Origin of the sequence: Oliverpabstia intestinalis (assembly GCF_009696065.1) — a bacterium.
Taxonomy (GTDB): Bacteria; Bacillota; Clostridia; order Lachnospirales; family Lachnospiraceae; genus Oliverpabstia; species Oliverpabstia intestinalis.
The window spans coordinates 1-20,276 of record NZ_VUMS01000034.1; the positions used below are offsets into that span (position 1 = coordinate 1).

At 43.3% G+C, this 20,276-nt stretch carries 17 protein-coding genes, 1 tRNA gene and 3 pseudogenes; 17 read left to right on the top strand and 4 right to left on the bottom strand.

What is annotated here, in order from left to right; genetic code table 11:
* The first annotated feature begins 525 nt into the window (after nt 1–525).
* Both carB and FYJ57_RS13130 read left to right on the top strand, forming a co-directional pair.
* Nucleotides 526–3,750, top strand: a complete 3,225-nt coding sequence (gene carB, locus FYJ57_RS13125; protein ID WP_154433010.1) for a carbamoyl-phosphate synthase large subunit — start codon at nt 526–528, stop codon at nt 3,748–3,750.
* A gap of 24 nt (nt 3,751–3,774) precedes the next feature.
* The gene (locus tag FYJ57_RS13130) at nt 3,775–4,554 is read left to right on the top strand and encodes a sigma-70 domain-containing protein (protein WP_154433011.1); all 780 of its coding nucleotides are present in this window, start codon (nt 3,775–3,777) and stop codon (nt 4,552–4,554) included.
* Between the two features lie 418 nt (nt 4,555–4,972).
* Here FYJ57_RS13130 and FYJ57_RS13135 read toward each other — a convergent pair whose 3' ends face one another.
* Nucleotides 4,973–6,037: a DUF4349 domain-containing protein gene (locus FYJ57_RS13135; protein WP_235904584.1), complete on the bottom strand. Its 1,065-nt coding sequence runs from the start codon at nt 6,035–6,037 to the stop codon at nt 4,973–4,975.
* A 106-nt stretch (nt 6,038–6,143) separates the two neighbouring features.
* Between FYJ57_RS13135 and FYJ57_RS13140 the strand changes: the two genes are divergently transcribed.
* The 8 genes and pseudogenes from FYJ57_RS13140 (at nt 6,144) to FYJ57_RS13175 (ending at nt 11,979) form a co-directional block, all read left to right on the top strand.
* Nucleotides 6,144–6,215: transfer RNA gene (locus tag FYJ57_RS13140), tRNA-Glu, on the top strand.
* 312 nt (nt 6,216–6,527) lie between these two features.
* Nucleotides 6,528–7,172, top strand: coding sequence for a YczE/YyaS/YitT family protein (locus FYJ57_RS13145; protein WP_287890849.1), 645 nt, complete (start codon nt 6,528–6,530; stop codon nt 7,170–7,172).
* A 536-nt stretch (nt 7,173–7,708) separates the two neighbouring features.
* Nucleotides 7,709–7,819: pseudogene (locus tag FYJ57_RS16380) on the top strand (ABC transporter permease); the annotation flags it as partial.
* A 17-nt stretch (nt 7,820–7,836) separates the two neighbouring features.
* Nucleotides 7,837–8,619, top strand: a complete 783-nt coding sequence (gene udp / locus FYJ57_RS13155; protein ID WP_277663777.1) for a uridine phosphorylase — start codon at nt 7,837–7,839, stop codon at nt 8,617–8,619.
* 24 nt (nt 8,620–8,643) lie between these two features.
* Nucleotides 8,644–9,309, top strand: coding sequence for a deoxyribose-phosphate aldolase (gene deoC, locus FYJ57_RS13160; RefSeq protein ID WP_154433012.1), 666 nt, complete (start codon nt 8,644–8,646; stop codon nt 9,307–9,309).
* Between the two features lie 20 nt (nt 9,310–9,329).
* Nucleotides 9,330–9,749 carry a cytidine deaminase gene (locus tag FYJ57_RS13165; RefSeq protein ID WP_154433013.1) on the top strand — a complete coding sequence of 140 codons (420 nt, stop codon included), beginning with the start codon at nt 9,330–9,332 and terminating at the stop codon, nt 9,747–9,749.
* A gap of 39 nt (nt 9,750–9,788) precedes the next feature.
* On the top strand, nt 9,789–10,766 hold the full coding sequence (gene add, locus FYJ57_RS13170; protein WP_154433014.1) for an adenosine deaminase: 978 nt from the start codon (nt 9,789–9,791) through the stop codon (nt 10,764–10,766).
* Nucleotides 10,767–10,788: 22 nt separating this feature from the next.
* Nucleotides 10,789–11,979, top strand: a complete 1,191-nt coding sequence (locus tag FYJ57_RS13175) for a phosphopentomutase (protein ID WP_154433015.1) — start codon at nt 10,789–10,791, stop codon at nt 11,977–11,979.
* 357 nt (nt 11,980–12,336) lie between these two features.
* Here the strand turns inward: FYJ57_RS13175 and FYJ57_RS13180 are convergent, their stop codons facing one another.
* Nucleotides 12,337–13,344: a LacI family DNA-binding transcriptional regulator gene (locus FYJ57_RS13180; RefSeq protein WP_154433016.1), complete on the bottom strand. Its 1,008-nt coding sequence runs from the start codon at nt 13,342–13,344 to the stop codon at nt 12,337–12,339.
* A 315-nt stretch (nt 13,345–13,659) separates the two neighbouring features.
* On the opposite strand from FYJ57_RS13180, the pseudogene FYJ57_RS13185 reads away from it, so the two are divergent.
* A pseudogene (locus tag FYJ57_RS13185) lies at nt 13,660–15,428 on the top strand (glycoside hydrolase family 13 protein).
* Between the two features lie 155 nt (nt 15,429–15,583).
* Here FYJ57_RS13185 and FYJ57_RS13190 read toward each other — a convergent pair.
* A complete protein-coding gene (locus FYJ57_RS13190; protein WP_154433017.1) occupies nt 15,584–17,308 on the bottom strand; it encodes a diguanylate cyclase domain-containing protein in 1,725 nt (574 codons plus the stop codon).
* Nucleotides 17,309–17,508: 200 nt separating this feature from the next.
* Here FYJ57_RS13190 and FYJ57_RS13195 point away from each other — a divergent pair, with 200 nt between their 5' ends.
* Nucleotides 17,509–17,763: a hypothetical protein gene (locus FYJ57_RS13195; RefSeq protein WP_154433018.1), complete on the top strand. Its 255-nt coding sequence runs from the start codon at nt 17,509–17,511 to the stop codon at nt 17,761–17,763.
* Between the two features lie 48 nt (nt 17,764–17,811).
* Here the strand turns inward: FYJ57_RS13195 and FYJ57_RS13200 are convergent, their stop codons facing one another.
* Nucleotides 17,812–18,123 carry a hypothetical protein gene (locus tag FYJ57_RS13200; RefSeq protein WP_154433019.1) on the bottom strand — a complete coding sequence of 104 codons (312 nt, stop codon included), beginning with the start codon at nt 18,121–18,123 and terminating at the stop codon, nt 17,812–17,814.
* 363 nt (nt 18,124–18,486) lie between these two features.
* Between FYJ57_RS13200 and rd the strand changes: the two genes are divergently transcribed.
* The 5 genes and pseudogenes from rd to FYJ57_RS15545 all read left to right on the top strand — a co-directional run.
* Nucleotides 18,487–18,651 carry a rubredoxin gene (gene rd, locus FYJ57_RS13205; RefSeq protein WP_015524975.1) on the top strand — a complete coding sequence of 55 codons (165 nt, stop codon included), beginning with the start codon at nt 18,487–18,489 and terminating at the stop codon, nt 18,649–18,651.
* Between the two features lie 76 nt (nt 18,652–18,727).
* Nucleotides 18,728–19,162 (top strand): bacteriohemerythrin, encoded by a 435-nt coding sequence (locus tag FYJ57_RS13210; protein ID WP_019161195.1) that lies wholly within the window; start codon nt 18,728–18,730, stop codon nt 19,160–19,162.
* 240 nt (nt 19,163–19,402) lie between these two features.
* Nucleotides 19,403–19,615, top strand: a complete 213-nt coding sequence (locus tag FYJ57_RS13215; protein WP_154433020.1) for a sporulation initiation factor Spo0A C-terminal domain-containing protein — start codon at nt 19,403–19,405, stop codon at nt 19,613–19,615.
* A 4-nt stretch (nt 19,616–19,619) separates the two neighbouring features.
* Nucleotides 19,620–20,048: a hypothetical protein gene (locus FYJ57_RS13220; RefSeq protein ID WP_154433021.1), complete on the top strand. Its 429-nt coding sequence runs from the start codon at nt 19,620–19,622 to the stop codon at nt 20,046–20,048.
* Nucleotides 20,049–20,181: 133 nt separating this feature from the next.
* A pseudogene (locus FYJ57_RS15545) lies at nt 20,182–20,276 on the top strand (IS200/IS605 family transposase); the annotation flags it as partial.

Below are 20,276 nucleotides of genomic sequence, written 5' to 3' on the forward strand. Positions count from 1 at the left end.
ATATTATGTAGCGATAGTAGGCAATATTACAGAAGAAGCTGTAAAAGAATATATACAGCAGCAAAAAGAAGAATCTAAAAGAGAAGATACACGACGGTAAGCCTCTTTCAGAGGCAAGCCGGTATGAATGCTTGAGGCATCCGCCTTTTAGGCGTGCAGGCATAGGACCCTTATAGGGTCAACAACAAACCACCACTTGAAGTGGTGGTTATGACTTAATATGACCATGGCGGATGGGGATGATATAGAAGGAATGGAAAACTGCATTATCTCATGGAATGAAATTGTAGAACAAATTAATTGAAACAGAGTAATGCTTGGAAAGGAATGTTTGCATCAAAAGACACCTTCTGTTAGAAGGTGTTTTTTTGATGCAAACCACACTTTACAGTAGTAATTTACCGAAGGCTCATGTATAATAAAATACGGAAATGTTGATGCAAAAGGGAAGGATCCTGGGACAGGAGCTTTCTTGCGTGAAAAAACGGAATATGGAAACATATTCTGCGAAAAAGGGAGAACAAGATGAGTAAGAGAAATGATGTACACAAAGTATTGATTATCGGTTCCGGTCCAATCATTATCGGTCAGGCGTGTGAGTTTGACTACTCCGGAACACAGGCGTGTAAAGCACTGCGCCAGCTGGGATATGAGATTGTACTGGTAAACTCCAATCCGGCAACGATCATGACGGATCCGGGGATTGCAGATGTCACGTATATCGAACCACTGAATGTTGAGAGACTGGAGCAGATTATCGCAAAGGAGCGTCCGGATGCGATCCTTCCGAACCTTGGAGGACAGTCAGGGCTGAATCTTTGTTCTGAACTTGCAGAAGAAGGGATCCTGGACAAATACGGTGTGAAAGTCATCGGTGTTCAGGTGGATGCGATCCAGCGTGGCGAGGACCGTATTGAATTTAAGAAGACGATGGACCGTCTGGGTATCGAGATGGCGCGAAGCGATGTGGCGTACAGCGTGGATGAGGCGCTTGCGATTGCTGACAGACTGGGATATCCGGTTGTGCTGCGACCGGCTTACACCATGGGTGGAGCAGGCGGCGGTCTGGTATATAATGTAGAAGAACTGAAAACCGTATGCGCCAGAGGTCTGCAGGCCAGCCTGGTAGGTCAGGTTCTGGTAGAAGAATCCATCCTTGGATGGGAAGAACTGGAGCTGGAAGTTGTCCGTGACTCCAAAAACAATATGATCACTGTATGCTTTATCGAAAATATCGATCCGATTGGCGTACATACCGGTGATTCTTTCTGTTCCGCTCCGATGCTGACCATCTCCGAGGAGGTACAGCAGGAACTGCAGAGACAGGCATATAAGATCGTAGAAGAAGTAGAAGTCATCGGTGGAACAAACGTACAGTTTGCCCACGATCCGGTCAGCGGAAGAATCATCGTTATCGAGATCAACCCGAGAACCTCCCGTTCCTCCGCACTGGCAAGTAAGGCAACCGGTTTCCCGATTGCACTGGTATCCGCGATGCTGGCTTCCGGTCTGAACCTGGATGAGATCCCATGTGGAAAGTACGGAACCCTGGACAAATACGCTCCGGACGGAGACTATGTGGTAATCAAATTCGCGCGCTGGGCATTTGAGAAGTTCAAGGGCGTAGAGGATAAGCTGGGTACACAGATGCGTGCCGTCGGCGAGGTTATGAGTATCGGTAAAACCTATAAAGAAGCGTTCCAGAAAGCTATCCGAAGCCTGGAGATCGGTCAGTTCGGTCTTGGCTTTGCCAAGGATTTCCATGAGAAATCAAAAGAGGAACTGTTAAAGATGCTGGTAGAACCGAACAGCCAGAGACAGTTTATCATGTATGAAGCACTGCGAAAAGGTGCAACGGTAGACGAACTGTTTGCCCTGACAAAGATCAAACACTATTTCATCGAACAGATGAAAGAACTGGTGGAAGAAGAGGAAGCACTTCTGGCAAACAAAGGTCAGGTGCCGGCTCCGGAAGCCCTGAAACAGGCGAAACTGGACGGTTTCTCTGACAAATATCTGGGACAGATCCTGGAAGTTCCGGAAGAAGACATCCGTAATGCGAGAATCGCACAGGGTGTGGAGGAAGCATGGGAAGGTGTCCACGTAAGCGGAACGAAGGATAATGCTTATTATTACTCCACCTATCACTGCAAAGACGAAAGTCCGGTCAGCGATAACAAGAATAAGATCATGATCCTCGGCGGCGGTCCGAACCGTATCGGTCAGGGTATCGAATTTGACTATTGCTGTGTACATGCGGCGATGGCACTGAAAAAAGCAGGTTTTGAGACGATTATCGTAAACTGTAATCCGGAAACGGTATCTACCGACTATGATACTTCCGATAAACTGTATTTTGAGCCACTGACACTGGAAGATGTACTGTCTATTTATAAGAAGGAACAGCCGCTCGGTGTGATCGCACAGTTCGGTGGCCAGACACCGCTGAATCTGTCCGCAGATCTGGAAAAATACGGAGTGAAGATCCTTGGTACTTCTCCGGAAGTGATCGATATGGCAGAAGACCGAGATCTGTTCCGTGCGATGATGGACAAACTTGGTATCCCGATGCCGGAAGCAGGTATGGCAGTGAATGTGGATGAGGCACTTGCGATTGCAGAAAAGATCGGTTATCCGGTTATGGTTCGTCCGTCCTATGTACTGGGCGGCCGTGGCATGGAAGTGGTATACGATCCGGAAAATCTGAGAATCTATATGGAAGCAGCAGAAGGTGTGACACCGGATCGCCCGATCCTGATCGACCGTTTCCTGCGTCATGCAACCGAGTGTGAGGCTGATGCGATCAGTGACGGTAATCATGCATTTGTTCCGGCGGTTATGGAACATATCGAGCTTGCCGGCGTACATTCCGGTGACTCCGCTTGTATTATTCCGTCAAAAAATATTTCAGAGGAAAATCTGAAAACCATCAAAGAATATACAAAGAAAATCGCAGAGGAAATGCATGTGCGCGGTCTGATGAACATGCAGTATGCGATCGAAGACGGAACGGTCTATGTACTGGAAGCCAATCCGCGTGCATCCCGTACCGTACCGCTGGTATCCAAGGTGTGCAATATCTCCATGGTACCGCTGGCTACACAAATTATTACCTCCGAGTTCAGCGGCGCACCGTCACCACTGGATGGTATGAAAGAGAAAGAGATTCCATATTATGGTGTCAAAGAGGCTGTCTTCCCGTTCAATATGTTCCCGGAAGTTGACCCGTTGTTAGGACCGGAGATGCGTTCTACCGGTGAGGTTCTGGGCCTTGCGGACACTGTGGGAGAGGCATTCTATAAAGCACAGGAAGCAACCAAGAGCAAACTGCCGTTAGAGGGAACTGTCCTGATCAGTGTCAGCGACCGTGACAAAGGAGAGGTTGTGGAAGTCGCAAAACGGTTTAAGGAAGCAGGATTTGCTATCCTGGCAACCGGTCACACGAAAGAACTGATCGAGCAGGCTGGCATCGAGGCAGAAAGAGTATTCAAACGCAGTGAAGGACGCCCGGATATCTATGATGTGATCACCAACGGTAAAGTACAGCTGATAGTTAACACACCAAAGGGTGACGAGGATGGTCCGGATGACAGTTATGTAAGAAAGGCATGTATCAAGAGCCGTGTGCCGTACATCACAACGATGGCAGCAGCGCTGGCAAGTGCAGATGGTATTCTGGCAGAGCAGAAGCAGGAGAAGAATGAGGTAGTATCTCTGCAGGAACTGCACAGCCGGATCCGTGAAAAATAAAAGGCAAAAAGGGAGTAACGAAATATGATGGATATGAGAGAATTTCAGGAAAAACTGGAGCAGCTGATGGAACTGGCAGCAAAGCAGGAGAAGAATCTGAATAACGAGCAGATTCTTGAGATCTTTGGGCTGAATCAGTTATCTCCGCAGCAGTTGCAGAGTCTGTATGAATATCTTCGTATCCAGGGAATCCGTATCCAGGGGGCAGATCTTGCCCCTATGGATATCGGAAAGGCACTGGATCCGCAGGAAGAACAGGAGGAAGAGAAGAAGCCTGTGATTCTGGAAGCAGAGGATGAGCAGTGTCTGAAGGAGTATGAGGAGATGCTCCGGCAGTTCCCTTCGGAAAAGGAAGGGGAGCGGGAGGCTCTGCTTTTACAGGCAGTGACAGATGTTGCCGGTGTGCAGGAGCGTCTGGCACAGCTGTATCTGAAGGAGATCTTGCAGTATGCGAGAAAGCTGTGGAGACAGGGGATTTATATTGGTGACCTGATTCAGGAAGGGAATATGAGTCTGTTGCTGGCGCTGGCGGAAGAGATGCCGGAGGAAGGTAAGGCGGACTGGATGGAAGAACGTCTGCTGGCAGGTATGGAAAACTGGGTGAAGGAGCAGACGGAGCAGAAGTATCGGGACGAGTCCATGGTTGAGAAGGTTCGGAAGCTTGAGGCTGCGATCAGGGAATTGTCGGATGATGAGGAACAGAAGTTCAGCGTGGAGGAACTGGCGGCTTATCTGGATATGGATGAGGAAGAGATCAGGGCTGTACTGAGGCTGACCAGCGAGGGGGCGGATGAAGAAAAGTAAGGATTGCCTGTTTTTTTAGTTTGGTTAGACGGACGCGGCAGGCACCTGTTCCATGGGGGGTGGACAACGTGGGCAGGGCAACTTTGAACTAGCCACTAACTGCGACTAGATTCACGAGGGTCGGCTGACCCTCGCGAAAGTCTCTGTAAGTGTCGGATTTCAAAGCTTGCCCTAAGCGCCCACAAAGTGTTGTCCACCCCCCATGGAACAGGCACCTGCCGCTGTGCGTTTAAGACGGGAGGAAAGAAAATCAGAGTGAAATATTTTCGGCATCCGGATGGAAAATGTCTGGTATGTAATATATGGTATGATGAAAAAACTGTAAGAGAATGTATAAAAAGCTGCCAGCGGTGTTCGATGAGGGAACGCCGCTGGCTTTTTATAGGGGGTAGAAGTTTTTGAGCAGAAGAGTCAGGAATTACTTGTTTTCGGTTTCTGATGTTGTTTTTACATCTTTGTTTGGATCTGTGTCTGCGGGAACAATTGGGGGATGAGTGACTGGAGTGGTGGTGTTCCCTTTTTTTGCTTTGTGTCTGCGGATCAGTTTTCGTATCAACAGGATGGCAGCGGTGATGATGGCGATCAGGACCACCAGAACCGGGAGGTTGGCGATGATGGCTACGAAGAGGTCTACGAAGAAATCGCGGACTTCGTAGAGGCTGTTTCGAAAGCCGTTGCTGATGCGGCTGCCTATAGTGTTGGAGGTGGGTTGTTCGTAGGCTACTTCGTTGACGTTTAAGTAGACAGTGCTGTAGTCTACAAGGTTGTCGTAGGTTCGAAGCTGGGTTTCGTAGCTGTTGATCTGGTAGCGCAGGTCGGAGAGCTTGGATTCGAGGGCCAGGATCTGATCCAGTTCAGTGGCCTGTTCGAGAAGTTCGCTGACACGATCGTATTCGGTACGGAGGGAATCCAGGTAGGCTTTCTGATCGACGTATCGGAGGGTGATGTCTTCGGTTTCGATATTTTTGTTGGTGACGGTGCCCAGAGTTCCGGCAGTTTCCAGGAAACTATCCAGGCTGTCGGAAGGGATCCGGGCAGTGACGTAGTAGGAGCGTCTGCTGTAGCCGTTCTGTGGAGTATCCAGGGTGGAGGATTCGATATAGCCACCGCAGGAGGTGATAGAGTTGTCCAGTTTCGTTCGGAGGTTGTCAAGATCTTCGGTGGCGATATCCATCGAGACGGTGCGGATCAGTTTCCGGGTGCTCTGGTCGTGGGTTGCTTCAGCAGCATCGGTCGCAGCATCAGAAACGGAAGAGTCAGAAGATGAACCGGCAGTTTCAGCTGTGGCGGTATCGTCCATCATATCCGCTTCGCCGTCATAGGAGAAGCCGGAGTCGTCCAGGGGTTCGCTGGCTTCGACAGCCCAGGAGTCTGCAGATTTATTCTGGTGGACCGCAGAGGTGGTTGCAGAACTTCCGCAACCGGAGAAAAGCAGGATGCCACTCAAAAAGAGTGACGGGGCAAGTAAGGTTTTCTTTTTCATAATTAATGCCTCCTTTTTCATGAAAATATAGAAAAATAAAAAAATTAAAAATTTTTGAAAAAAACACTTGCATTTTCCAAAAAGGTGTAGTATTATAATTGTGCAAGGTTCGTTGGTCAAGCGGTTAAGACGCCGCCCTCTCACGGCGGAAACAGGGGTTCGATTCCCCTACGAACTGCTGAAACCCGGAAGTCGGAAATGATTTCCGGGTTTTTTGTTGCTATAGATAGAATCAAGTAAGTCACCTGCTTTAATTGCGAATATTCACTTGAGTTGTTAAAGTATTGAACGGTTATGACATAAGTACAATGTATGCAACAAAAGAGTTAAAAGAATGGGTGGTTAGAAAGTCTTTCTTTATATTCATTATAAGTGATAAATATAGGAAAGACAAGAAAGTTCAGAAAATCTTTGAAAAAGTTAGAAAAATGTAAGCAATTGTGAAGATGCTGAATAGTTATGAGAAAAAGAATCATGGAGGAAAAATGTAGTGGGTGAGTATGTGAAAAAGATTGGGATGCGCCGTATCCTGATCATGCTGCTGGGTAATGTTTTTCTTGGAATGGGTGTCAGTATATTTAAGTTCGCCGGTCTTGGTAATGATGCGTATAATGCCATGATGATGGCATTGTCTGATGTGGTCGGCATTCCCTATGCAAGATTTTTTGCGATTTTCAGTGTGGGCTTATTTGTCATTGAGTTGATTGCCGGAAGACATTTTATTGGTCTGGGAACTATTATCAATACATTGTTTCTTGGATATATTGCTACTTTTTTCTATAATATATGGGATTTCATATTTACAAAACCAGGTGTACTTCTGACCCGGATTCCGGTTATGGTGATCGGGGTTATCATCTGCAGTCTGGGCGTATCCATGTACCAGCGTCCGGATGTGGGAGTGTCGCCATATGACAGTCTGTCACTTATCATGGATAAGAAGCTTCCGAAGATATCTTACTTCTGGTGCCGTATGTCCAACGATGTGATCTGCGCACTGGTGGCGTATTTCGCAGGAGGTCTGGTTGGAATCGGAACTGTGATCGCGGCGTTTGGCCTTGGTCCTATTGTCCATTTCTTTAATATCCATGTAACAGATAAACTGTTGCAAACAGAGAAGCATTCAGAAAATTAAATATAGAGTAAAGCATCGACAAAGAAAACAGAGAACACATATCAAAAACAAAGATATGTGCTCTTTTTTTACGCAAGCAACGAGCCAAAGTTCGTGCTTGCACGAGACCTTGGCGACTGCCGCGATAACTTGAGAACCCCGCGGATTATCTTTCTCATAGTTACGCGAGTTGGTTTGAGTTGGCTATACTGTATAAATAATAGTAACTATTCAGTTGCCACTGTCCCGCGAGGTGTTTTGACATGAATATGTCAAAATCCCGAGACATACAAGCCAAAATGCCATCACCGAAGGTGATTTTTTATGCATTTTGGCTCGTAACTGTGAAGGTACTGAACAGTTACAAATAATAAAAGAATGGACTCCGAAAAGTAAGATATAGGAAAAATATATAAAAAAGAAAAGAATAATTAGCAAAATCAGACAAAATACAAAGAATAGATAAAAAAGAGGGTAAGTTGTCTGGACGATTGTGTACATGTGTCATATTATATTTATAAGTTCAAAAATGGAGAAAACTGAGAAGGACATTAACATTGTATAATATGTTCCCATATATCATCTCTCTGCTGGCGCTCGTATTTGTATCTAAGAACTCCAGAGCACCGAAGGCGGAAGGTATTCCGTATGATAAGGGAAAGAGATAAAGAAAGGTGGAAATATCGTGAAAAATTATTCAGAAGATCCAAGCAGACAGTATCATATCCAGGTGGCGAAAGGAGAAGTGGGACGTTACGTACTGATGCCCGGTGATCCGAAACGTTGTGCGAAAATCGCAAAATATTTTGACGATCCGGTGCTGATTGCAGATAACAGAGAGTATGTTACTTATACCGGAACACTGGACGGAGTAAAGGTAAGTGTTACTTCCACAGGTATCGGCGGACCCTCCGCATCCATCGCCATGGAAGAACTGTATCGCTGCGGAGCAGACACATTTTTAAGAATCGGAACCTGCGGAGGTATGCAGACAGAAGTAAAGAGTGGTGATGTGGTTATTGCAACAGGAGCCATTCGTATGGAAGGAACATCAAAAGAATATGCGCCAATCGAATATCCGGCAGTAGCAGATCTGGATGTAACCAACGCACTGGTTGCAGCTGCAAAAGCAAAAGATTATACCTACCATATCGGTGTGGTACAGTGTAAGGATGCGTTTTACGGACAGCATGAACCGGAAAAAATGCCGGTAGGATATGAGCTGATCAACAAATGGAACGCATGGAAAATGATGGGTTGTCTTGCCTCTGAGATGGAATCCGCAGCACTTTTCATCGTTGCAGGAAAATTAAGAGTAAGAGCCGGTTCCTGCTTCCTGGTAGTTGCCAATCAGGAGAGAGAGAGCCTGGGCCTGGAGAATCCGGTGGTACATGATACCGATATGGCAATTCAGGTGGCAGTGGAAGCCATCCGTAATCTGATCAAAGCAGACCAGGCAGAAAAATAATGATATAAGAAATGGAGATAAAAAATGGATATCAAAGAAATATTAAAACACGTAGACCATACACTGCTTCTTCAGGGATCCACCTGGGAAGAAATCAAGCAGATCTGTGACGATGCCATGAAATATGAGACTGCATCTGTATGTATTACTCCAAGCTATGTAAAAGAGGCAGCCGAATACATGAACGGAAGAATACCGGTATGTACCGTTATCGGTTTTCCGAATGGTTACATGACAACTGCAGCAAAAGAATTCGAGACCAAAGATGCCCTGGCAAACGGCGCTTCTGAGATTGATATGGTTATCAATATCGGATGGTTAAAAGACAAAAAATATGACTTGATTGAAAATGAAATCAAAATCTTAAAGGCAGCATGTGGAGATAAAATCCTGAAAGTGATCATCGAAACCTGTTTCCTTACGGATGAAGAAAAAATCAAAATGTGCGAGATCGTTACCAGCGCAGGAGCAGATTATATCAAAACATCCACCGGTTTTGGCGGAGCAGGTGCTACTTTTGCAGATATTGAACTGTTTGCAAAACACATCGGACCGAATGTAAAGATGAAAGCAGCAGGCGGAATTTCTTCTATCGACGATGCAGAAAAATTCCTGGCACTGGGAGCAGACCGTCTGGGAACCAGCCGAATTGTTAAAATTGTGAAAAATGAGGAAGCAACTGGTTATTAAAAGAACGAGAGGTGTATAATATGGAAAAAACAATGATTGAAAAGTTGATCGACACAGCAATCAAACAGTTGGATTTTTCCTATACTCCCTATTCCGGCTTTAAGGTGGGCGCAGCACTGCTGACAAAGAAGGGAGAAATATACACAGGCTGCAATATTGAAAATGCATCCTATACGCCTACAAACTGTGCAGAGCGGACAGCTATTTTCAAAGCAGTCAGTGAAGGAGTCAGGAATTTTCAGGCCATCTGTATTGTAGGCGGTAAGAATGGAGTACTGACAGAATATGCGGCACCCTGTGGTGTGTGCCGTCAGGTTATGATGGAATTTTGCGATCCGGAAACCTTTCAGATCATTCTGGCAGTAGATAAAGAAAAATATGATATTTTTACACTAAATGAACTGCTTCCGCTGGGATTTGGGCCATCCAATCTTTTATAGAGCGGCAGTAGTGAACGTGGAATGGAGTGGTGAGAAGTTATGACACAGGAAGAACTGCTAAGATTGCCGAAGGTGGAACTGCATTGTCACCTGGATGGATCTCTCAGTCAGGAATTTATCGAAAAAAGGCTGGGAAGATCTGTAAAAAAAGAAGAATTGAGCGTATCGGATGACTGTACAAGCCTTGCAGAATATCTGGAAAAGTTTGATATGCCATGCCAGTGTCTTAAAGATGAAGAAGGTCTGGAAGAGGCCGGCTATGATGTATTGAAAAGCATGAGCAGAGAACATGTATGCTATGCAGAGATCCGCTTTGCACCACTTTTTTCTGAAACAGAATCCATGAGCTGCAAAAAGGCAATGGAAGCACTGATCAAAGGGCTGGAGAGAGGAAAACAGGACTTCGCTATTGAGTACGGAGTAATCGCCTGTGCCATGCGTCATATCGGCGAGGAAGAAAACTGGCGGATGATCCGGGATGCAAGAGAACTTCTTGGATCCGGTGTCTGCGGAGCAGACCTGGCTGGGGCAGAGGCTTCTTATCCCATGTCACAATTCATGAATCTGTTTGAAAATACAAGAAAGATTGGTATGCCCTTTACGATTCATGCCGGCGAGTGCGGAAGTGTGGATAATATCACAGATGCAGTGAATGTTGGTGCAAAGAGAATCGGACATGGGATTGCCATGAGAGGTCATGAGGATGTGATCCGGGAACTGGCAGAAAAAAAGATCGGAATTGAGATGTGTCCAATCAGCAATCTGCAGACTAAGGCGGTATCCGGTCCGGAATTCTATCCGATCAGGGAATTCCTGGATCATGGTGTACGGGTTACTGTGAATACAGATAACCGGACCGTCAGCAACACGACCTTGACAAAGGAACTGGAATTTATTCAAAAAACATACGGAGTCCGGGATGAGGAGGTCCTGCTTCTGATGAGGAATGCAGTAGATGCGGCTTTTGCGAGTGACACTGTCAAAGAAAAGCTGTACCGGAAGTTGGCAGAAAAATAATAATAGAAAGAGGTAGACGAAGATGAAAAAGTACAACAGAATTTTTGTGATTGTCCTGGATTCTTTGGGTATCGGAGCTATGCCGGATTCTGAAAAGTTCGGAGATGTAGGGGTAGATACTTTTGGACATATCCTGGATCAGATGGGAACCCTGGAGATCCCCAACCTGAAGAAGCTGGGAATGCTGAATCTCCACTGTGGAGGAAACATGGAAAAAGCTGCAGAACCTATGGGACGTTATGCTCGTCTCGGAGAGGCAAGCAATGGAAAAGATACCATGACCGGACACTGGGAGATGATGGGAATCAAGACGGAAAAACCATTTATCACCTTTACGGAACATGGTTTTCCGCCGGAACTCATCGCAGAACTGGAAAAGCGCTGCGGTAAGAGAGTTATCGGCAATAAGAGCGCCAGCGGAACAGAGATCATCGAAGAGCTGGGCGAGGAAGAAATCAATACTGGTGCAATGATCGTGTACACTTCTGCAGATTCAGTACTTCAGATCTGTGGAAATGAAGAAACTTTTGACCTGCAAAACCTCTATCGTTGCTGTGAGATGGCAAGAGAAATCACACTGAAAGACGAATGGAGAGTGGGACGGGTTATTGCAAGACCCTATGTAGGAAAGAAAAAAGGTGAGTTTAAACGAACCAGCAATCGACATGATTATGCACTGAAACCAACAGGTCCTACAGTATTAAATGCTATGAAGGACAAAGGCCTGGATGTGATCGGTGTAGGTAAGATCAATGATATCTTCTGCGGAGAAGGAATCACGGAAACCTATCATTCTACCAGCTCAGTCAACGGAATGGAACAGACCATCGAAATCAGTAAGAAGGATTTTCATGGCTTGTGCTTTGTCAATCTGGTTGACTTTGATGCACTCTGGGGCCACAGAAGAAATACAGAAGGTTATGGCCATGAGATTGAAAAATTCGACAAAAATCTCGGGGTACTGCTGGAACAGCTGAAAGAAGATGATCTTCTGATCCTTACAGCGGATCACGGAAATGATCCCACCTATACAGGATCAGACCATACGAGAGAATATGTTCCTTTTATTGCCTATTCGGAACAGATGGAAAACGGAGGAGAACTGGAAGGCGAGAACACATTTGCTGTCATTGGTGCTTCTATCGCAGAAAACTTTGATGTGGATATGCCAGAAGGAACGATCGGACATTCCATTCTGGAAAAAATAGTATAAAAATATGTAACTATTCAGTAGCCACTGTCCCGCGAGATGTTTTGACATGAATATGTCAAAATCCCGAGACATACAAGCCAAAATGCCATCACCGAAGGTGATGGCATTTTGGCTCGTAACTGTGAAGGTACTGAACAGTTACAAAAATATAACAAGTAAGAATTGAGAAACGGAGTCCAAACGAATCAAGTAAATCACCTGCTTCAATTACGAAGAGTAATAAGCAGTAGTTGTAGGATTTATTCCAGGAAACGGAATTGCAAATAAAACAGGATCCGGAAATAAAAAGAACAGTTTGCTATGAAAATAATTCCATCAAAGCAAACTGTTTTTTTTACGCGAGCAACGAGCCAAAGTCTATTGTTTTTCAGAAATGCGTGCCGTGGATTTTCTTTCAATCAGCTGCGCATGCAAAAGGAATGTGCTGATGGAAACATGATTGAGAAGGCTGGATAATGCAAAAAATCCACTTTTACCAAGTTCTGTTCGATCCTGACGGATGGTGGTTAGGGGCGGTGATGTATAAGCAGCTATTGGCAGATCATCAAAGCCCACGATACTGACATCTTCAGGAACCCGATATCCAAGTTGTTGACACTGAACCAGAGCAGCACTGGCAATGGTGTCCTGGCTGCAGATAATGGCAGTCATTCCACTTTTTAAAAAGTTTGGAAGATGTTTTTCCATACATTCGGAAAGAAAACAGGAACAACCGGCATTGTCATAAGAAGCTTTCAGTCCGTGTTTGCGCATAGAACGGAAGAAAGCAGAGTATCGGATCTGGATAATCTGAGAACCAAGAGAATTGCTGAGATATGCAATTTTTCGGTGCCCCTGCCTGACAAGATGGGATACCGCCAGTTCCATACCCTCGTCATTATCAATACCCACATAGGCAGTGGAAGGGTTGCCTGTAATATAGTTATCATAAAGTACAGTTGGAGTACAACTGTTTTCAAAATCCTTAAGCCATGGATCGGCAAGAGAAAAACCGATCACAAAAGACCCCACATAATCATGTTCCAGCATATAAACATCATAAGGCTGGTTGCGTTGTATCTGGATATCAACAGGTTCGATCACAACATCAAATCCCTGTGGCTCTGCCAGCTGCCGGAATCCCATAATGATATCATATGCAAAATGATAAGGTTCTTCATACTGTATATTATCTTTTTCTATTAAGACACATATTTTTCTGACAGAATTTCGATAACGCCGTAACTTTGTATAACCAAGTGCTACGGCAGTTTCTAAAACTTGTTTTCGCAAAGTTTCGCTAATGTCAGGGGCATTATTCAGAGCCTTTGATACAGCACTTTTGGAAATCCCCATTTTATCAGCAATATCCTGGATCGTGGTCATGATGAAATGTCCTTCCGTGTAAAAAATGATACAGGGGTCAAAATACCGTTTGCCCACAACATCATTATATAGAATATGATTGTAAAAATCAATGGAACAATGAAAAGAATTTAGTAAAGTTTTGCTATAAAATATGATTGTCAATAATTAATAGAAATACAAGGAAATAATTGTATAGAATACACAAAACAGTATGGAAATAATAAAAAGATTGACGTTGAAAGGAAAAAGAATTATAGTAAAGGCGTCGAAACAATTCGAAACAAATATCTATAAATTTAGTTGCTTATATAATATAATTTGGAGGAAAATCAGATGGAATTTGCCAGCGTATATCATAAGACATCGGAACAGATGAGTTATGCATTGGACGAGAACCAGCTTGTTGTAAATATCAAGACCGGATATGATGTAAAGAAAATTTTTATTCATTATGGCGATCCCTTCGATGCAGGAATTCTGGGAGGAAATGAGAAGTGGACAGGAAAAAGGGAAGAGATTGTATACAAAAAACGTCTGTCCCACCAAATCTGGTGGACAACAACACTTTTGCCTGTGTATAAGCGATGTAAATATTATTTTGAACTTCATACAGAAAAAGAAGTCTGGTATTACTTCGAAGATGGTTTTCTGACGGAAGATCAGCTTAAGATGGACGGTCGTATGCTGCAGTGTTTTGTTGTACCGTGGATGAATCCGGCAGATATAAACCGTACACCTTCATGGGTGAACGATACGATCTGGTATCAGATCTTTCCGGATCGATTCTGTAATGGAACTCCGGAAAAAACGGAGAAGACATTCTGCCGTGGCGAAATCAGGGCAGGGTGACCAATGAGGAAAAATTCGGGGGGAATCTGGAGGGGATTCGTCAGAAATTATCCTATCTGGAAAAACTTGGAATTACCGGTATTTATTTGAATCCTATCATGGAAGCTGAGTCAAACCACAAATATGATACAACAGATTATACGAAAATTGATCCGTCTTTTGGCAATGGAGATACCATGAAAGTACTCTGTAAAGAGGCACACGAAAAAGGGATTCGAATCATGGTGGATGCCGTATTCAACCACTGTGGAAGAAAATTTGCTCCCTGGATGGATGTACTGAAAAATGGAAAGAATTCCCGCTATGCGGATTGGTTCATGGTTGAAAACTGGGAGCAGATCGGAAAGAGAGCGGATACCAGAGACAGACGTTTTTATTCTTTCGCATTTTCCGATGGGATGCCAAAGCTGAATACTAGTAATGAAGAAGTGATTCAATATTTCTGCAAGATCTGCGAGGACTGGATTCGGGATTATGATATAGACGGAATCCGGTTTGATGTGGGTAATGAAGTATCCCATCGATTTTTAAAACGGATAAGGGAGCATCTGAAAAAGATAAAACCAGATATCTATTTGCTTGGAGAAATATGGCATGATGCAAGTCAGTGGCTGCTGGGTGATGAATATGATTCTGTAATGAACTATCCCCTGTTAAGTGGAATCCATGATTTTTTCCTGGATCAGACCATGAAAAAAGAAGAATTTGAATACATGGTAAATCGTTGTTATACGATGTATATGCAGCAAAATAACAATGTATTGTTCAATCTTCTGGATTCTCATGATACAGAGCGTCTGATAAACCGGCTTCATAATCTGGATATTTTTTACCAGCAGCTGGCAATTCTTTTTACACTTCCCGGAAGTCCATGTATTTATTACGGGACGGAGATTGCTATGGAGGGCGCTCATGATCCGGATTGCAGAAGGTGCATGCCGCGGAGCGAAATCGAGAGTGATGAGAACCAGGAGAGGATCGGGACAATCAATCGTTTGATCATGCTTAGACGGAATGAGAAAACCTGCAGAAGCCCACATTTTCATTTTCCAAATACCTATGAAAACGGACGATGTGTGGAATATGTAAAAATCGACGAAGAAGGAAATAAAATAGAAATATTATTAAATGCGTCTAATGAAAATGTAAGAGTAAAAGGAGAAGGCGAAATCCTTTTTGCACGGAAATTTGATGGTGACATACTTGGAGCAAACGGAACCCTGATTCGTAAGATCGGAGTAACTATTCAGTAGCAAATATCCTGTCAGGCACCAAGGTCTAGAGCAAGCACGGACTTGACTCATTGCTCACGTAAATGAAAAGGCGGCAGATTTTGTGATTGTACAAAATCCGTCGCCTTTTTGTCTGTGAAAATCAAAATATAAGGTTTCATGAGGAAAAACAGTAATTAATATTTTTTATGTTCTTCCTCGGACATAGCCTGATAATCATAAATTGGATGAAATTCCTTACTGCAATCAAAAGATTCATACTGCATAAAAATCCGATCCATAATATTCGGGATCGCGGATTCCAGAGGCTGGAACAGAAGAATCAGGTACTGCATGGAACTGTAACGAGTGCAGATATCGATTTTTCGAATACTCTTACGAATGATTTCTTCCATTTGTAATAAAGCCTGTTCAGCTTTTTCGATGCTTGGCGAGGTTTCACCGGTGGATTCCATGGTGAGCATGATCAGGTAACATCTGCAATGGTTTCGGATGACCAGTTGATGAATATAGGAATACTGTCTTGCAAAATCACGGTAATCCAGATTCAAAGCACCCATATAGCTGCCACTGTCCTGAAGAGATTTTGCAATCTGAGTCAGATTATTGCCGGCTCCGGATACACTGGTGGACAGATGGTCGATCTGAGGCTGATAGAAGGAAAACTGATTTTTTCCATTTTGCTTGGCATAATATAAAGCATTGTCGGCTTTTGAACTGCAGTCAGGGAATGGTTCATTGCCGGAACACATATACAGGCCTGCAGACAGGGAGGCGTATTGAATCTCCGCATCATCTTTGGTGAGCGCATGGAATTGTCGGAACAGTTGTGTTATATGTTCCGAAGCTTCCTCATGGGTGATGTCAGGAAAGAAAAGCAAGAATTCATCACCACCAAGGCGACAGGCATATCCATTTGATGCAAAGCGTGTCAGAAGTTTGCCCAGAGTCATCAGAGCGCGGTCACCAGCCTTGTGTCCATGCACATCATTAATTTTCTTCAGGTTATCCATATCCACAAACGCAAGACATCCACTGTGATCCTGAACGGCACAGGCGATTTGTTTTTCGCCAAGAGTACGCAATGGAAGACCGGTAAGGAAATCGTAGCTAGTGATATCTTCCTGACTTTTGATGGTAGTAAACACATCGGATATAAACTTATTGATCGTGTGATTGGAATCCATATACAGAGAGTTTTCCATTTCTTTGTATTTGCCTATAACATCCTCCAGATGCCCTTTGTCCATTAAGTCCAGAAGAATGGCAGAGATTCGAGGATCAAACTGTTTGCCGGCACTTTCCGAAAATTCTTTTCGAATCTGATCTTCAGACAGAGCATTTCGATAGATCCTTCTGGAATGCATGGCATCAAAACTGTCTGCCACAGCGACGATTCGTGCATAGAGAGGAATAGCTGCTCCGGAAAGACCTTCCGGATAGCCGGTTCCATCATAGCGTTCGTGATGACTCTTTGTTACTTCAACCAGGTGAGGAACCAGTGTAATATCTTTTAAAATATGGGCACCTATGAGGGTATGCTGTTTGATGAGGGCATATTCCTCTTCGCTGAGTCTTCCCGGTTTGCTTAAAATCTGATCCGGGATGCCGATGGCGCCGATGTCGTGCAGGTAGGCACAATCCTTCAGATTTTCTATTTCTTCAGAAGACAAACCAAGTCGTTTACCGATTAATGCTGCATATTCGGCGACACGGATGGAATGTCCGCAGTTATTTCGATCCTTTCCTTCAATGGTTGCAGCCAGGGTGCGCATCATTTGCAGGGTCATTTCCTCTGTCTGCTTTTGCTTTCTTTCCAGTTCCTGTTGCTGACGCATATCTTCCATATGCTGGATTCCACGAACCGTACGGAATACATTTACAAATAACAGAATGATCATGACAAAACATAAGGAGCTAAATTCTACAATTTGCAAAGAACAATAAAAAGGGACTGATTATTTGTACAGTGGTTGCTGGCACTATTACAGTCGGTGGCGTGGTGTACCTTAAGATAAAAAACAGAGAGCCAGAAGTGGTGAAGAAGTATCATGCAGCATTACGAGACTACATCAACGATATTCGAAGTGGAGAATTGAGTATGAAGTCCATCAACCGTCTGATGGATGCATTGGATGAGCTTAAGCAGAACAAGAACTATGAGAAGATTAAGATTGAACTGACAACGGAAGAATTAAATGTTCTGGTTAATCGTATTTATGAGTATATTATTAAACTTGCCAGTGACAATGCAGTTGAGCTAACAGATGACGAGTTGCGCTCTTCTGATAATACCATTCTTAATCTACAGAATTATCTCAAAGCACAGAAACGTATATTCGAAGCTGCAGCATAAAAAAACAGCCTCACTACCGGAGTGAAATCTAGTAGTGGGGCTGTACATTTATGCCTTGATTTCCTGACCATTCTTGAAGGTGAAACGGATATCGTCGGCACTGTAGATGGTGGCATATTCGACAAGGCTGTTCCAGCTGTCGATGCTGAACTCTTCCAAAGAGTCATGCAGCTGCTTGAATGTCTTGAGGAAGGATTCGTATTCAGCTCTTTGTAGTTGCATCTGTTGCAGGTCGGCCATGAGCTGTTCGAGCCTTGCTTTTGATTTGTCGAATTTTGCCGAAAGACTGTCGTAGCGCTTCTGGTATTCGGTCTGGTCTAAGGCAACCGTAGAATTTTCCCTGATGGCGGCTTGGACCATTTCGGAAATAAGCTGTGTCTCTTCGAGTAGTTCATCCTGTTCTTTTTGGATGAATCTGATTGGACAGTATTGTGTTTCAAGGACTTAAAGACGAAGAAAGTTGTTGGAGAGAAATAATTTCCAGCAACTCTGTCTTTAATGAATAGAGTTCATTTTTTTATTCAACTATTCCCATGATATATACAATATATAAATGTGCAATTCAAATATCAGTTTATGCTAAGTGTAAAATAATAATAATTACTATTATTGACAAAAGAACAATTATCATGTATAATACAGATATACAAGAAACAAAGTGTTAGAAAAATTGCTAGGAACTTGGTAACAAAAATAAATCGACATTGAAAAGGGAAAATGACTATGAAAAAATATGAATGTGAACCATGTGGATATATTTATGATCCGGCAGTAGGAGATCCAGACGCCGGTATCGCTCCAGAAACTGCATTTGAGGATATTCCAGATGACTGGACATGCCCAATCTGCGGATTAGGAAAAGATGTTTTCGTTCCTGTAGAAGACTAAGCAGAAAATGCAGGTACGAAACTGCCAGACATTAAAAGAGCCTAAGAGAACATATAAAAGAAATGGAGGTCAAATTATGACTTACGATTTAAACATTACCTTTGATGACAATTTAGTAACAGGAAATAAAACAATCGATACACAGCACAAAGAATTGATTGATCGTATTCAGAACTTTGTAATTGCCTGTCAAAATGGCGACAGCAAGGTAAAGGCGATCAAACTTCTGGATTATCTTAACGAGTATACTGACTTTCATTTTAAAGAAGAAGAAGCACTTCAGGAAAAAGCCGGTTATCCAGAGCGTGAAAAACATTATGAAAAACATGAAGAGTTTAAAAAGACAATTCAGGAACTGTATGAATACCTTCAGGAGTATGAAGGACCAACAGATCGGTTCAGTGAACTTGTACAGAAAAATGTAATCGACTGGCTGTTTGGACACATTAAAACATACGACCGCTCTGTGGCAAAATTTATCTTTATGAAACAAAATCCAGATCGATGCTAAAATAAACCAGGGAACGAGTTTACTCAGAATGTAGACAACATGGTGAAGTAAACTAGGGGCTGTCACAATGCAGCCCCTTTCCTGTTATAGCGATATTCTAGGTAATATATTGCGCTGGCATGACATATTATTTTACTACTACTATATGGGAAGAGCAAGCAGCTCTTCTTTTTTTGTCCTTTTTATTCAATTTTAAGTTGTAAAGTCACTTTTCATGCCAACAGTATCGGAGGAAAATGAATGAGAGAGAAAACTATATATGAGAAGATTGCAGAAAAGTATAACACAATACCAGAAGAAGTACGCAGAGAAATGCAGATAGCCATAGATGCAGGATTTGATAATCCTGACCCGGCTGTGCAGGAAGAATGGAAGAAAATGACACTTAAAGCAGACAGGCCCACACCGGAAGAAGTAATCAATTACGCAGTAAAAAAATTAAAAGGAAATTAAAAATATGAAGAAAAAGATAATTGCAGTAATTTCAGGAACAGCAATCTTGATAATTGCTGCAGGAAGTATTTATAGGAAATTTGAATCCAGTCATAAAGAAGGCGAACCAGATGTAGTTGGAACTTTTTCTGTAAATCGGGATGAAAATATAACCGTGGTCGCAAATAGGGAAGATATTGAGGATAGAGAAGCGTTTGCAAGAAAACTTTTGCAGATGTACAAGGATGATTCTTTTCATTCGACAAAATTCTCCACAGACAGAGGATATGCGACGAGCATTGATATGAACATCTATTTATGGAAAGAGGATATTGAAGACGGGGAATCGGTAATGACAGCCGAATATAGACCTGTAGAATACGGAAAGGACTATGATGTTGTCAATAATCCTGATAAATTTCAACTATATATAGATGGAAAAGAGATTAAATGAAAATGCTAATCCCCCAGCTATGCTGGGGCGAATCGTGTAGTAGTGACGTTGTATGGTGAAAAGTAAAGCCTCCTATGATACGATAGTAAAGGTGTCTCAAGCCAATACTAAAGAGAATAGGAGGCGGTCCAAAGTGGACAGTTACAGCTTATCACATTCAAGGTACAAATGCCAGTACCATGTTGTGTTTATACCAAAGTACAGAAAAAGAATTATGTATGGAAAATT

What these genes read in the sequence shown, in the direction of transcription:
- carB (WP_154433010.1), top strand. Translation starts at nt 526, where the DNA reads ATGAGTAAGAGAAATGATGTACACAAAGTATTGATTATCGGTTCCGGT.
- FYJ57_RS13130 (WP_154433011.1), top strand. Translation starts at nt 3,775, where the DNA reads ATGATGGATATGAGAGAATTTCAGGAAAAACTGGAGCAGCTGATGGAA.
- FYJ57_RS13135 (WP_235904584.1), bottom strand. Translation starts at nt 6,037, where the DNA reads ATGAAAAAGAAAACCTTACTTGCCCCGTCACTCTTTTTGAGTGGCATC.
- deoC (WP_154433012.1), top strand. Translation starts at nt 8,644, where the DNA reads ATGGATATCAAAGAAATATTAAAACACGTAGACCATACACTGCTTCTT.
- FYJ57_RS13165 (WP_154433013.1), top strand. Translation starts at nt 9,330, where the DNA reads ATGGAAAAAACAATGATTGAAAAGTTGATCGACACAGCAATCAAACAG.
- add (WP_154433014.1), top strand. Translation starts at nt 9,789, where the DNA reads ATGACACAGGAAGAACTGCTAAGATTGCCGAAGGTGGAACTGCATTGT.
- FYJ57_RS13175 (WP_154433015.1), top strand. Translation starts at nt 10,789, where the DNA reads ATGAAAAAGTACAACAGAATTTTTGTGATTGTCCTGGATTCTTTGGGT.
- FYJ57_RS13180 (WP_154433016.1), bottom strand. Translation starts at nt 13,344, where the DNA reads ATGACCACGATCCAGGATATTGCTGATAAAATGGGGATTTCCAAAAGT.
- FYJ57_RS13190 (WP_154433017.1), bottom strand. Translation starts at nt 17,308, where the DNA reads ATGATCATTCTGTTATTTGTAAATGTATTCCGTACGGTTCGTGGAATC.
- FYJ57_RS13195 (WP_154433018.1), top strand. Translation starts at nt 17,509, where the DNA reads ATGAAGTCCATCAACCGTCTGATGGATGCATTGGATGAGCTTAAGCAG.
- FYJ57_RS13200 (WP_154433019.1), bottom strand. Translation starts at nt 18,123, where the DNA reads ATGGTCCAAGCCGCCATCAGGGAAAATTCTACGGTTGCCTTAGACCAG.
- rd (WP_015524975.1), top strand. Translation starts at nt 18,487, where the DNA reads ATGAAAAAATATGAATGTGAACCATGTGGATATATTTATGATCCGGCA.
- FYJ57_RS13210 (WP_019161195.1), top strand. Translation starts at nt 18,728, where the DNA reads ATGACTTACGATTTAAACATTACCTTTGATGACAATTTAGTAACAGGA.
- FYJ57_RS13215 (WP_154433020.1), top strand. Translation starts at nt 19,403, where the DNA reads ATGAGAGAGAAAACTATATATGAGAAGATTGCAGAAAAGTATAACACA.
- FYJ57_RS13220 (WP_154433021.1), top strand. Translation starts at nt 19,620, where the DNA reads ATGAAGAAAAAGATAATTGCAGTAATTTCAGGAACAGCAATCTTGATA.